The sequence below is a fragment of the Micromonospora sp. NPDC051296 genome (assembly GCF_040682255.1).
GTDB classification, from domain to species: domain Bacteria; phylum Actinomycetota; class Actinomycetes; order Mycobacteriales; family Micromonosporaceae; genus Micromonospora; species Micromonospora craterilacus.
The window spans coordinates 1-12136 of record NZ_JBFBAO010000213.1 but is presented as its reverse complement, the minus strand read 5'-3'; the positions used below and the strand labels follow the sequence as shown (position 1 = coordinate 12136).

General features: G+C 72.2%; 10 protein-coding genes. 5 read left to right on the top strand and 5 right to left on the bottom strand.

Annotated features, from left to right (window positions below; genetic code table 11):
• Positions 1-50: 50 nt before the first annotated feature.
• Entirely contained in the window at positions 51-332 is a 282-nt protein-coding gene (locus tag AB0M52_RS21425) for a hypothetical protein (protein ID WP_363956336.1), read from the bottom strand.
• Between the two features lie 372 nt (positions 333-704).
• Here AB0M52_RS21425 and AB0M52_RS21420 point away from each other — a divergent pair, with 372 nt between their 5' ends.
• Positions 705-1703: a sigma-70 family RNA polymerase sigma factor gene (locus AB0M52_RS21420; RefSeq protein WP_363956334.1), complete on the top strand. Its 999-nt coding sequence runs from the start codon at positions 705-707 to the stop codon at positions 1701-1703.
• 30 nt (positions 1704-1733) lie between these two features.
• Positions 1734-2273, top strand: a complete 540-nt coding sequence (locus AB0M52_RS21415) for a dihydrofolate reductase family protein (protein WP_363956331.1) — start codon at positions 1734-1736, stop codon at positions 2271-2273.
• A gap of 89 nt (positions 2274-2362) precedes the next feature.
• On the opposite strand, the gene panB is transcribed toward AB0M52_RS21415, so the two are convergent.
• On the bottom strand, positions 2363-3208 hold the full coding sequence (gene panB, locus AB0M52_RS21410) for a 3-methyl-2-oxobutanoate hydroxymethyltransferase (protein ID WP_363956328.1): 846 nt from the start codon (positions 3206-3208) through the stop codon (positions 2363-2365).
• A gap of 115 nt (positions 3209-3323) precedes the next feature.
• Positions 3324-5105, bottom strand: coding sequence for an NAD+ synthase (locus AB0M52_RS21405; RefSeq protein ID WP_363956325.1), 1782 nt, complete (start codon positions 5103-5105; stop codon positions 3324-3326).
• Between the two features lie 247 nt (positions 5106-5352).
• Here AB0M52_RS21405 and glnA point away from each other — a divergent pair, with 247 nt between their 5' ends.
• The 3 genes from glnA (at position 5353) to AB0M52_RS21390 (ending at position 10675) form a co-directional block, all read left to right on the top strand.
• The gene (gene glnA, locus AB0M52_RS21400; protein WP_363956322.1) at positions 5353-6702 is read left to right on the top strand and encodes a type I glutamate--ammonia ligase; all 1350 of its coding nucleotides are present in this window, start codon (positions 5353-5355) and stop codon (positions 6700-6702) included.
• A gap of 116 nt (positions 6703-6818) precedes the next feature.
• Complete coding sequence (locus AB0M52_RS21395) at positions 6819-7244, top strand: DUF350 domain-containing protein (protein ID WP_363956319.1); 426 nt, start codon at positions 6819-6821, stop codon at positions 7242-7244.
• Between the two features lie 110 nt (positions 7245-7354).
• On the top strand, positions 7355-10675 hold the full coding sequence (locus tag AB0M52_RS21390) for a hypothetical protein (RefSeq protein WP_363956317.1): 3321 nt from the start codon (positions 7355-7357) through the stop codon (positions 10673-10675).
• A gap of 25 nt (positions 10676-10700) precedes the next feature.
• On the opposite strand, the gene AB0M52_RS21385 is transcribed toward AB0M52_RS21390, so the two are convergent.
• The gene (locus tag AB0M52_RS21385) at positions 10701-11210 is read right to left on the bottom strand and encodes a hypothetical protein (protein WP_363956314.1); all 510 of its coding nucleotides are present in this window, start codon (positions 11208-11210) and stop codon (positions 10701-10703) included.
• 133 nt (positions 11211-11343) lie between these two features.
• Positions 11344-12136 (bottom strand): LD-carboxypeptidase (locus tag AB0M52_RS21380; protein ID WP_363956311.1); only part of this gene is annotated, 793 nt, incomplete at its 5' end.

Here is a 12136-nt window from a genome sequence, read left to right as displayed (position 1 = left end):
GGCATTGCCGGCGGGCCGCGACGTGACAAAGCGAGCCGTTGGGCTCCGGGTCAGAAGGTGGCGTTGACGCCGACCTTCTTGCAGGCCGCGCTGAGGTCCTGGCCGGCCTTCAGGAAGTCCGGGTTGTCCGCGGCCGCTCCCGGATCGGCGGCCGCTGCCGCCCTGGCGGCCTCCGCGCTGAACTGCCCGAGGGCGCCGACCACCTTGCTGTCGCTGCCGGCGGTGGCGGCCACCGTGGTCAATGCCTTCTCCAACCCGGTGAAGGTCTCCTTGAACAGGGCCGGGGAGGGCTCCGCACCGGACGTCAGGGCGGCGAGGAGGGTCTCCCTCATGGACTCCCCGGCCTTCTTGGCCGACTCGCAGAGCGCCTTGTCGCTCACGGTCTTTGCGCCGGCTGCCGTCGACGGCGCCGAGGTGGCCGGAAGGTCCGGGGAAGAAGCCGTGGTGGGAGATGCCACGGTGGCCGACGGCGAGGACTCGGCCTGGGGCGCGGCGTCATCCCCGCCGCAGGCGGTGAGAGCCAACAGGGAGACGCAGGTGACCATAGCGGTAGAAATGCGAGTAAAGTTCACGAAAAGTACCTTAGCTGCTTCCCCGGAAACGTGCTTCACCGGTGCTGAGCGATGCTAGGACACGGGCGGTGTGTCGGCCGCAGTTGGGCGAGCATGAGGTGCCGGTCGCGGTCAGTTGGGTACCGTCGCCGGGTGAGCGACGACCGGGGCTTCGCCGAACGGGCCGAGCGGTACCGGGGCGAACTGCGCGTGCACTGCTACCGGATGCTCGGGTCGTTCGACGAGGCGGAGGACCTGGTCCAGGAGACGTTCCTACGGGCGTGGCGAGGCCGCGACGGGTTCCAGGGGCGTTCCTCGATGCGCGCGTGGCTGTACCGGATCGCGACCAACGCCTGCCTCGACGTTCTCGCCGGCCGGGCCCGGCGCGTGCTCCCGCACCACGTTGGTCCGCCGTCCGACCTGCGGCCGCCGCAAGCCACGGTGGTCGATGTCGGGTGGCTGCAGCCGTTTCCCGACCATTTGTGGGAGCCGGTCGCGCCGCGTTCGGATGAGCCGGAGGCGGCGGTGGTCGCGAAGGAGACGTTGGAGTTGGCCTTCCTGGCCGCGATCCAACACCTGCCGCCCCGGCAGCGCGCCGCGGTGATCCTGCACGACGTGCTGGGCTGGCCGGCCCGGCAGACGGCCCAGGTGCTCGACGGTACGGTCGCCTCGGTCAACAGCGCGCTGCAACGGGCCCGGGCGACGCTGCGGGGGCACCTGCCACCTGGCCGGGCGGACTGGGCGCCGTCCGCACCGCCCACCGACGAGGAGCGCAGGGTGCTGCGCCGGTACATGTCGGCGGTCGAGCAGGGTGATCTCGCCACGGTCGCCGATCTGCTGGCTCAGGACGTGCGAACGACGATGCCGCCGTATCCGATGTGGTTGGCCGGCCGGGACGCGGTGCTCGCCGCGTTGTCGGTGAGCTGGGATCCCAGCTTGCCCGAGTACGTGGGTGCGTTCCGGATGCTGCCGGCCGGGGCCAACGGCCAGCTGGCCGCCGCATCCTACGTGCGGCGGCCGGCGGAGCGGTCGTACGTACCGTTCGCGATCGGGGTGCTGCACATCGAGGAAGGCCGGATCACCGAGCTCACGGCGTTCCACGAGCCCGCGCTCTTCCCGGCGTTCCGGCTGCCGCCGCGCCTCGACCGATGACCTTTTCCGGCGGACGTCGTCTCAACAACCATGACCAAGGTTCTGTACTCCGCAACCATGTCACTCGACGGGTTCATCGCCGGTCCCGGCGGTGACATGTCCTGGCTCACCGAGCATCTCGGCGGTCCCAACCCGGTGGCCGACGATCTCGTGGGGAAGATCGGGGCGCTGCTCATCGGTGCCCGCACCTTCCACGGCGACGACCCGAATCGTGGCACCGAAAAGGAAGGTGCCTTCGGCGGAGCGTGGACGGGCCCGCAGTTCGTGCTCACCCACCGGCCGCCCACCGACCCCGTACCCGGCGTCGTCTTCGTCGACGACCTGACCCGCGGGCTGGCCGCGGCCAAGGCCGCCGCCGGCGACCGGTACGTCAACGTCCTCGGCGCGGAGGTCGCGGCTCAGTGCCTGGCGGCGGGCCTGCTCGACGAGATCCTGGTGTTCATCGCGCCCGTGCTGCTGGGGGACGGCGTGCGACTGTTCCGTCGCCCCGGCGGCGCGCACGTTCCGCTCGACCAGGTCACCACCGCGTCGGCACCGGTGACAACCGTGTGGCTGAAGGTCCGGCGCTGACCGAGGCCGGGAGAATCCCGAGCGGGGGTGCGGTCGAAAATCGGCCGCACCCCGGCCTCGACGTCGGGCGGTCGAGTCGCCCGGCGTACTCAGAAGGTGTGTTCGGCGGCGGGGAACTGGCTGTCGCGGACCTCGTCGGCGAAGCGGCGGGTCGCCTCGCCCAGCACACCGGCCAGGTCGGCGTAGCGCTTCACGAACCGGGGGGTCTTGCCGGTTCGCAGGCCGGCCATGTCCTGCCAGACCAGCACCTGGGCGTCGGTCTCCGGGCCGGCGCCGATGCCCACCGTCGGGATCGGCAGTTCGGCCGTGATCCGCTTGGCGACCTCGCCGGGGACCATCTCCAGCACCACCGCGAAGGCGCCCGCCTCGGTCACCGCCCGGGCGTCGGCGACCACGTCCTCGGCGGCGTCACCGCGGCCCTGCACGCGGTAGCCGCCGAGCGTGTGCTCGCTCTGCGGGGTGAACCCGATGTGTGCCATCACCGGGATGCCGGCGCCGACGATGGCGGCGATCTGGTCGGCGCAGCGCCGGCCGCCTTCCAGCTTCACCGCGTGGCAGCCGCCCTCCTTCATGAACCGGACGGCGGTGCGCAGCGCCTGGGTCGGCCCCTCCTCGTACGAGCCGAACGGCAGGTCACCGACGACGAGCGTCTGCCGGGTGGCCCGGACGACCGCCCGGACCAGCGGCAGCAGTTCCTCGGCGGTCACCGGCAGGGTCGTCTCGTAGCCGAAGACGTTGTTCGCCGCCGAGTCGCCGACCAGCAGCACCGGGATGCCGGCGGCGTCGAAGATCGAGGCCGTGTACTGGTCGTACGAGGTGAGCATCGGCCACTTCTCGCCGCGCTCCTTGGCGGCGATCAGGTCGCGGGTGCGGACCCGCCGGGTCGCCGGACCGCCGTAGAGGGCGGTCACCTCGGCCGGGGTGGATTCCACCATGACTGTCTCCTTCCTCGAGGCCGCGTACGCGGTCCCCGGGTTCCGCCGCGATCGTCCCACCATTCGGGCGAGCGGCGGCAGGGCGGAGTGGAGGAATTCACTCCGGGAGGGGCGCTCAGCCGTGCTCCCGCCACCGGTTGGTGATCGGCAACCGCCGGTCCCGCCCGAACGCCTTCATCGAGATCTTCGTGCCCGGTGCGGACTGGCGGCGCTTGTACTCGGCGGTATCCACCATCCGCAGCACCTTGTCCACCATTTCCGGGGTGTGACCGGAGGCCACCAGGCCCTCGCGACCCAGGTCGCCGTCGATGTAGCCGATCAGGATCGGGTCGAGCACGTCGTAGTCGGGCAGCGTGTCGCTGTCCAGCTGCCCCGGGCTCAGCTCGGCGCTCGGCGGCTTGCCGATCGAGCTCTCCGGGATCGGCGGCGTCTCGCCCAGCCGGGCCGCCTCCGCGTTGCGCCACTTGGCCAGCCGCCAGACCAGCGTCTTCCAGACGTCCTTGATCGGGTTGAACCCACCGACCGAGTCGCCGTAGAGGGTCGAGTAGCCGACCGCCAGCTCGCTCTTGTTGCCGGTGGTGAGCACCAGGTGGCCCTCCTGGTTGGACAGGGCCATCAGGATCACGCCGCGTACCCGGGCCTGGAGGTTCTCCACCGCCACCCCGGACAGCGACATGTTCGCCAGGAAGGTGTCCACCATCGGCTGGATCGGCTCGATCCGGTAGTCCAGCCCGGTGCGCTTGGCCAGGTCGGCCGCGTCCTCCCGGCTGTGCTCGGAGGAGTGCTGGCTGGGCAGGGAGACCCCGACCACCCGGTCGGGACCGAGCGCGTCCACCGCGATGGCCGCGACGACCGCCGAGTCGATGCCGCCGGACAGCCCGAGCACCACCGAGGGGAAGCGGTTCTTGTCGACGTAGTCCCGCAGCCCGAGCACCAGCGCCTGCCACACCTCGGCCTCGTCGGCGACCGGCTCGATGATCCCGCCGGCTGCCGCCGGACCGGTCGGTGCCGGCGGGATGCCGTCGACGGTACGGCGCACCACCCGCAGCCCGTCGGCGAGTTCCACGCCGTCCGTCTCGTCCGCCGCCGCGTGCCCGCCGCGCTCGGTTGCCTCGGGCAGCTGCACGTCGTGCACGAGCAGATGCTCGACGAACTGGGGCGCCCGGGTCAGCAGCGTCCCGTCCGCCGCGACGATCATCGAGTCGCCCTCGAAGACCAGTTCGTCCTGGCCGCCGATCATGTTGACGTACGCGATGGTGGCCCCGGCCTCGGCGGCCCGGCGACGGACCAGCGGCAGCCGGATGTCATCCTTGTTCAGCTCGTACGGCGAACCGTTGATGTTGACCACCAGCCCGACCCCGACCTGCCGGGCGGCGGCGAACGGGCCGCCGGCCTGCCACAGGTCCTCGCAGATGGTCAGCGCCACGTCCACCCCGCCGAGGCGGACCACGGTGAGCATGCCGCCGGGCACGAAGTAGCGGTCCTCGTCGAAGACGCCGTAGTTGGGCAGGTGGTGCTTGAAGTAGCTGGCCACCACCTTGCCCCGGTGCAGCAGCGCGGCCGCGTTGCGGGCCCCTCGACCCGGCTCGGCGTCCCCGCTGACCTGCGGTGGGCCGTCGGCGTCGAGGTAGCCGACCACGACCGGCAGCTCGCCCAGCCCGTCCGCGGCCAGGTCGGCGGCGAGCCGGTCGAGCGCCGCCTTCGACGCGGCGACGAAGGACCGCCGGAAGACCAGGTCCTCCACCGGGTAGCCGGTCAACATCATCTCCGGAAACAGGACCAGCTGGGCACCGGCGTCGGCGGCCCGGCGGGTCCAGGCGCGGACGTGCTCGGCGTTGCCGCTGATGTCGCCGACGCTGGGGTTGACCTGGCACAGGGCGAGACGCAGGGTGGGCATGCCCTCATCTTGCCGCAGCGGGATGCGGCCGACACGCGGGGCGCGGGCAGACCCCGGGCACCGGCGGCGCCCGGCGTGGCCGGACGCCGGTTCGCCGGCAGGTCGGCGACCGCCGGTCGGGACTGGCCGGGACGCGGCGGCGGCGGTTCGCGTAACGTCTGCGTAATCGGGCCGGTGGAGACTGGTCGGTCAGTCCGGGCGGGGCCCGGTCGCAGGCGGACAGAGCGTGTCGCGGAAGGTTGGGGCAGTGGACCGTCAGCAGGAGTTCGTCCTCCGTACGCTGGAAGAGCGGGATATCCGCTTCGTCCGGCTCTGGTTCACCGACGTGCTCGGCACGCTCAAGAGCGTGTCCGTCGCCCCCGCCGAGCTGGAGGCCGCCTTCGAGGAGGGCATCGGGTTCGACGGCTCGGCCATCGAGGGCTTCGCCCGGGTCTTCGAGTCGGACATGGTCGCCATGCCCGACCCGACCACCTTCCAGGTCTTTCCGTTCGAGGGCGGGGTCAGCGGCGAGAGCGCCCGGATGTTCTGCGACATCCTGCTCCCCGACGGCGGCCCGTCCTGGGCCGACCCCCGGCACGTGCTGCGCCGGGCGCTGTCCAAGGCGGCGGAGAAGGGCTTCACCTTCTACACCCACCCCGAGATCGAGTTCTTCCTGCTGGAGAACGGGCCGATGGACGGCTCGGTGCCGGTTCCGGTGGACACCGGCGGCTACTTCGAGCACACCACCCACGCGGTGGCGCGGGACTTCCGCCGCCAGGGGGTGCTGGCGCTGGAGCGGATCGGCATCTCGGTCGAGTTCAGCCACCACGAGGTCGCCCCCGGCCAGCAGGAGATCGACCTGCGCTACGCGGACGCGCTGACCACCGCCGACAACATCATGACCTTCCGGCACGTGGTCAAGGAGGTGGCCCTCTCCACCGGGGTGCAGGCCACCTTCATGCCCAAGCCGTTCACCGACCAGCCCGGCAGCGGGATGCACACCCACCTGTCGCTGTTCGAGGGGGAGCGCAACGCGTTCCACGACGCCAGCGACCCGATGAAGCTGTCCAAAGTGGCCCGGGCGTTCATCGCCGGGCTGTTGACCCACGCCCGCGAGTACACCGCGGTCACCAACCAGTGGGTCAACTCGTACAAGCGGCTGTTCCCGCAGGCGCTGCCGGACCGGGTCACCGAAAGCCCCGCGTACGTCTGCTGGGGTCACCTGAACCGTTCCGCGCTGGTCCGCGTCCCGGCGTACGGCAAGCCGAACTCCGCCCGGGTGGAGATCCGCTCGCCCGACTCGGCCGCCAACCCGTACCTGGCCTTCGCGGTGCTGCTCGGTGCCGGGATGAAGGGCATCGAGGAGGGGTACGAGCTGCCGCCGGGCGCCGAGGACGACGTGTGGTCGCTGACCAGCGCCGAGCGGCGGGCGATGGGGTACGAGCCGCTGCCGGAGAACCTCGCCGAGGCGATCGACGTGATGGCCGGTTCGGAGCTGGTCGCCGAGGTGCTCGGCGAGCACGTCTTCGACTTCTTCCTGCGCAACAAGCGCGCCGAGTGGGAGCAGTACCGCCGCGAGGTCACCCCGTACGAGCGCCAGCGCTACCTGTCGCTGTAGCTGCCGGCGGCGGCCGGGTCCCGCGAAGGGCCCGGCACCGGGCGTTGCGTCCGGCCGCTATCGTCTCGATCACCGTGCCGGCACCCGCCGGCCGGAGACGGTCGGGGAGGCAGTCGGTGCTGGAGGATCTGCTCAGCGGAGCCTGGCAGAGCGTGGTGTTCGGGGTCGTCGGGGTCGGCCTGATGGCCGCCGGCTTCGTGCTGGTCGACCTGCTCACACCGGGCAAGCTGCGGGAACTGATCTGGATCCGCCGCAACGCGAACGCCGGTCTGCTGCTCGCCGCCAACCAGCTGGGCATCGCCGGGATCGTGTTCACCGCGATCCTGACCAGCTACAGCGACTTCGCCAAGGGGCTGGCCTCGACGGTGATCTTCGGGCTGGTCGGCCTGGCCATCATGGCGCTGGCCTTCCTCGTGCTGGACCTGCTCACCCCTGGCCGGCTCGGCGAGGTCATCTGCTCCGACGAGCCGCACCCGGTGGCCCGGGTCAGCGCCGCCACCCACTTCGGTGCCGCGCTGATCGTCTGCGCCTGCATCGCCTGAACCCCGGCACCGCGGGAACGTCCACATAGTCTGGTCCGGCTACCCGGCAGTGCGGGTTGCCCGGTCCGGGCATGCTGGCGGGTCTGCCGTACCTGGGGAGGAGGACCACGGTGCCCGACACGCTCGGCTACGCCGACGCCGTACGCCTGCTCGGCGGGGAGAAGAGTCCATTCGTCGAACGGCTCGACACGCTGACCGGGGGAGCGCTGCTGGGCGCCTCGGTGCCGGTGCCGGCGCTGCTCGGTCTCCTCGACGCCAGGGCGGATCTCATCCGGCTCGGTCACGAGCTGGTGCGTACCGTGTCGGAGCGGCGCACCGGCCTGTCGCGGTACGGCCGGACGCAACGGCTGGAGGCCGCGCACGCGGTGCTCGCAGTCACCGCGTTCTTCGAGACCCTCGGCGAGCTCGGCCTGCCGTTCGACTTCGCGGCGGCCCGGATCACCCGGGCCGAGCAGTTGTCGCTGGCGGGGGCCCGGTTCGCCGCCGACGACGTCACCGCCGCGCTGTTCGCCACCGCAGCCCCGGTGCCCGGCCCACACCTGCCGTACTCGGCCCTGCGGATCGAGTTGTTCCGGTACTACGACGGGCTCTCATTATTCCTCGGGGACTTCCTGCGCGGACTCGCCGTCGTCGAAGCGCTCAGTGAGGCGCGGTGGGTAGAGACCCGCACCGCGCTGAAGGCGCTGCCGCCCGTTGCCGTCGACCGGCACCGGGAGCTGCTGACCCGGCTGGCCGTCGACTTCCCCGAGGTGTCGTTCTGGCTCGGCCTGCACGAGCACCAGGCGACCCGGGAAGAACTTCGGCAACTGGCCCTCGGGCTGGACGAACTCCAGCGTGCCCTGACCGCGCTGTCCACGGGCGGCCTACCGGACGGCCGCCGCGCCGGGCTCGCCGCCGCGTACGCCGCCGAACTGCGCCGGCCGATCCTCACCTCTGGTGACATACCGGCCGGGCTGACCGTGCCGACTCTCGGTGCGGCGTACGTCCCGCCGCTGTGCCGGATCGCCGAGCTGCACCCGGGCGTCCGCCCGAGCGACGAGCAGTGGTGGCGCGACCAGCCGGTGCGTGACGACCTGTGGCAGTCGCTCGTGGTTCACCTCACCTCGTCCGGTGCCACCCGGGCACCGCTGCTAGTGCTCGGGCAACCCGGCTCGGGCAAGTCGGTGTTCACCCGGATCGTCGCCGCGCGGCTGCCGGCGGCCGATTTCCTGGTGGTCCGGGTGGTACTCCGCGAGGTCGACGCGGACGCCGACCTCCAGGACCAGATGGAGCAGGCGATCCGCAAGGACACCGGAGAGCGGATCGACTGGCCGGCATTGGCACGCTCGGCCGGGGACGCACTCCCGGTGGTGCTGCTCGACGGCTTCGACGAACTGCTCCAAGCCACCGGCGTCAGCCAGACCGACTACCTGCGCCGCGTCGCCGCGTTCCAGACCCGAGAGGCCGACCAGGGGCGGCCGGTGGCCGTGCTGGTCACCAGCCGGACCAGCGTGGCCGACCGGGCCCAGCCGCCAACCGGGACGGTCGCGATCCGGCTGGAACCCTTCGACGACGCCCGGGTGGCCGCCTGGGTCGACACCTGGAACCGGGTCAACGCGGCCGCCTTTCGGGCCGTCGGGACCTGCCCGCTGGACCGGGCGACCGTGCTGTCCCACCGCGAGCTGGCGGAACAGCCGCTGCTGCTGCTGATGCTGGCTCTCTACGACGCCGAGGGCGGCGAGTTGCGCCAGGCGGGTGACCTGCGCCGAGGGGAGTTGTACGAGCGGTTGCTGAGCCGGTTCGCCCGGCGCGAGGTGGCCAAGCACCGCGTCGGGCTGCCGGAGCGGATGCTCGACCAGGCCGTCGAGGAGGAACTGCGCCGGCTGGCCGTGGTCGCGTTCGCGATGTTCAACCGGGGTGCCCAGTGGGTCACCTCGGCGGAGTTGGACGCCGACCTGACCGCGCTGAGGTTTATCGGGACGCCGGACGGGGAACGTGTCGGGCTGCGCCCCTCGCTGGCCCCCGCCGAACTGCTGCTGGGCCGGTTTTTCTTCATCCACCGCGCCCGCGCCTCGGCCGTTGACGCGCACCGCGAGACGTACGAGTTCCTGCACGCCACCTTCGGCGAGTATCTCGTCGCCCGGTTCACCGGTCAGGTGGTCGACGAACTGGTGCACCGGTACGACTCGACCGGCCTGGGCTGGGGTGGCGAGCGGGTCGACGACGACCTGCTGCACGCCCTGCTCTCGTACGCCGTGCTCAGCACCCGGACCACGGTGCTTGCCTTCCTCACCGAGCGGCTGGCCGGCCGGGACGAGGCGTACCGGGCGGCCTGGGCGGAGCTGCTGTTACGGCTGTTCCAGGCCGCGCCGCACGCGACTGGCACCCGCCACTTCGACGGCTACCGGCCCCGCCGTCTGCGGGTGCCCGCCCGCTACGCCGCCTACGGCGCCAACCTCCTGCTGCTGATCCTCGTCGCCGCCGGTGAGGTGACCGGCCGGGGGCTGTTCCCGGAAGCGGCCGATCCGGCCGACGCGTGGCGGGCCGAGGTTGGTCTCTGGCGGTCCCAGCTCGATCCCGACGAGTGGAGTGACCTCAACGACCTGCTGGCGCTGGAACGCCTGGGACGGGGGGCCGACCGGGACGTCCGGATCTGGTCCGACGAGCGGTTCGCGTTGCCGCCGGACCTGGACCTCGGTTGGACGCTCGGTGCGGCGACCCGCCCGGGGCACGGCTACCGCGTCGCGCCGGAGGAGGTGGCCCGGCTGTTGCGGACGGCCCACCTGAGCTGCGACGCGGCCGTCGCGCTCGCGGTACACGCGGTGGAGCCGGTGTACGCCCAGCTCCAGACGGCTCTCGCCACTTTCCCGGAGCTGGGCGGCAGCGCGACCTCCTCGGTCGGACACGCGCTGATCGAGGCCTGGCTGCTCCCGCTACGTCCGGCGACCGAGCAGCATCGCCTGGAGGTGTACCTGCGGTGCGTCAAGCTGGTGGTGGCCGCCGCCGGACTGGTGGAGGACTGGGACCGGGCGGCCTACCTGCGGCTGCTGCTCGACCGTCTAGCCCAGGATCACGAGGCGTCCGCCACGGTGGTGACGACGGTCCTGGTGGCCGCCGGAGACCTGCTGGCTCACCCGGAGGTGAGGGTCGCGTCGTTGCGGTGCGCCGATCGGGTGATGGACGTCGACGCGAACAGGTGGCTGAGGGTACAGATCGGCACCGCGCTCCCGATGCCCATCGACGTGGCGTTCGCGGAGACGCTGTTGTACCTGCACGAGTGGGGCAACGGACTCGCTGTGCCGCAGTCGGTGCTGGCCGTGTTCGAGGAGCGGTACGGGCGGCAGCGGCCCGACCTGGTACGGCGACTGCGACTGCTGACGGAGGGCCAGCGGCCCCCGTCCGCGCCGGGCCGACCGGACGGGGGCGCGGCGGAGCCCGAGGCCGACGTCTGACGACGCCGGCCCGCGGGCACCGGCGTCACTTGCCGGCAGCGTCCTGACCGCCACGGCCACCCGGGCCGCCCCAGCCGCCCGGCCCGCCGAACACACCGGCCTCCACGGCCGCCGTGATCGCGTCGGCCTGCTCCTGGGTGAGCTTGCCGTCCTTGACCGCCTGCGCGAGCCGCTCGGCCAGCGCCTCCTTGCGGTCCTCGGCGGAGCCCTTCGGTCCGCGTTCCCCGCCGCGGCCCTCACGGTGCTCGCCGTCCGGCCGCCCCTGCGACTTGTGCTGCTCGCGGAGCTTCTCCAGCGCTGCGGTCACCTTCTCGGTGGGTACGCCGAGTTCCTGGGCCAGCTCCTCGGCGAACGCCTGTCGCTGCTCCGTGCGCTCCGGCCGCTGGCTGTCCTGCTGGTCCTCGGCGCTCGCGCTGGCGCTCGGGGTGCTCTTGTCGTCCGCGAGGGCCACGGTGGGAGCGGCGATCCCCACGCCGAGTACGCCCGCGGCGGCCAGCCCGGCCAGCAGGTGCTTCTTCGAGATCGTGCGGGACATCGATCCTCCAACTCGTCGGTGTGCGTTGACGTCACCGACAGTGACGGCCGTGTCTGGGGGTGACCCGTGCCGAAGCTGTCAGCGAGCTGGCAATCCAGCCCGGCGAACCGGACGAACCGGCAGCTTCGACGCTTCAGCGGACGGCGGGGGCGACGGTCAGCGTGCCGGCGTCGGTGTCGAGGGTGGCCAGCGTGCCGACCGGGACGGTGAGCTGACCGGGGCCGTGGCCGATCGGCAGGCCGCCCAGCACCGGCACACCCAGGTCGCCGAGGCGCTCGGTGAGGACGTCGGCGACGCCGACCTCCCAGCCGTCCGCGCAGTCGGTGAACTGGCCCACCGCCACCCCGGCCAGCCCGTCCAGCACGCCGGCCCGGCGCAGCTGGGTCAGCATCCGGTCGACCTTGTACGGCGGCTCCTGCACGTCCTCCAGCAGCAGCACCGCCCCGGTCAGGTCGGGCATGTCCGGGGTACCCAGCGAGGCCGCCACCAGGCAGAGGTTGCCGCCGAGCAGCCGGCCCACGGCTCGCCCCGGCACGCGTACGCCGAAGGTCTCCTCGCCCTCGACGGCGCGTACGGTGACCGGTTCGGTGGTGGTCAACGCCGCGTGCAGGGACTCCGCCGAGGACAGCGGGGTGCGCTCGTCCCGCCAGGCGGCCCCCGGCCCGTGCACCCCGGCCAGCCGGGCGCCCCGCCACAGCGCCAGTTGCAGGGCGGTGATGTCGGAGAAGCCGGCCACCACCTTCGGGTCACGGCGGACCGCCTCAAGGTCGATCGCGTCCACCACCCGCTGCGCGCCGTAGCCGCCGCGGGTGCAGACCACCCCGCGTACCCGCGGGTCGGCGAAGGCGGTGTTCAGGTCGGCCGCCCGCAGCGCGTCGGCACCGGCCAGGTAGCCCTGCCGGGCGTACGCGTTCGGCGCGAGCACC

Excerpts from the sequence above, each read along its gene's own strand:
- AB0M52_RS21425 (WP_363956336.1), bottom strand. The coding sequence starts at position 332 with ATGAGGGAGACCCTCCTCGCCGCCCTGACGTCCGGTGCGGAGCCCTCC.
- AB0M52_RS21415 (WP_363956331.1), top strand. The coding sequence starts at position 1,734 with ATGACCAAGGTTCTGTACTCCGCAACCATGTCACTCGACGGGTTCATC.
- panB (WP_363956328.1), bottom strand. The coding sequence starts at position 3,208 with ATGGTGGAATCCACCCCGGCCGAGGTGACCGCCCTCTACGGCGGTCCG.
- AB0M52_RS21405 (WP_363956325.1), bottom strand. The coding sequence starts at position 5,105 with ATGCCCACCCTGCGTCTCGCCCTGTGCCAGGTCAACCCCAGCGTCGGC.
- AB0M52_RS21385 (WP_363956314.1), bottom strand. The coding sequence starts at position 11,210 with ATGTCCCGCACGATCTCGAAGAAGCACCTGCTGGCCGGGCTGGCCGCC.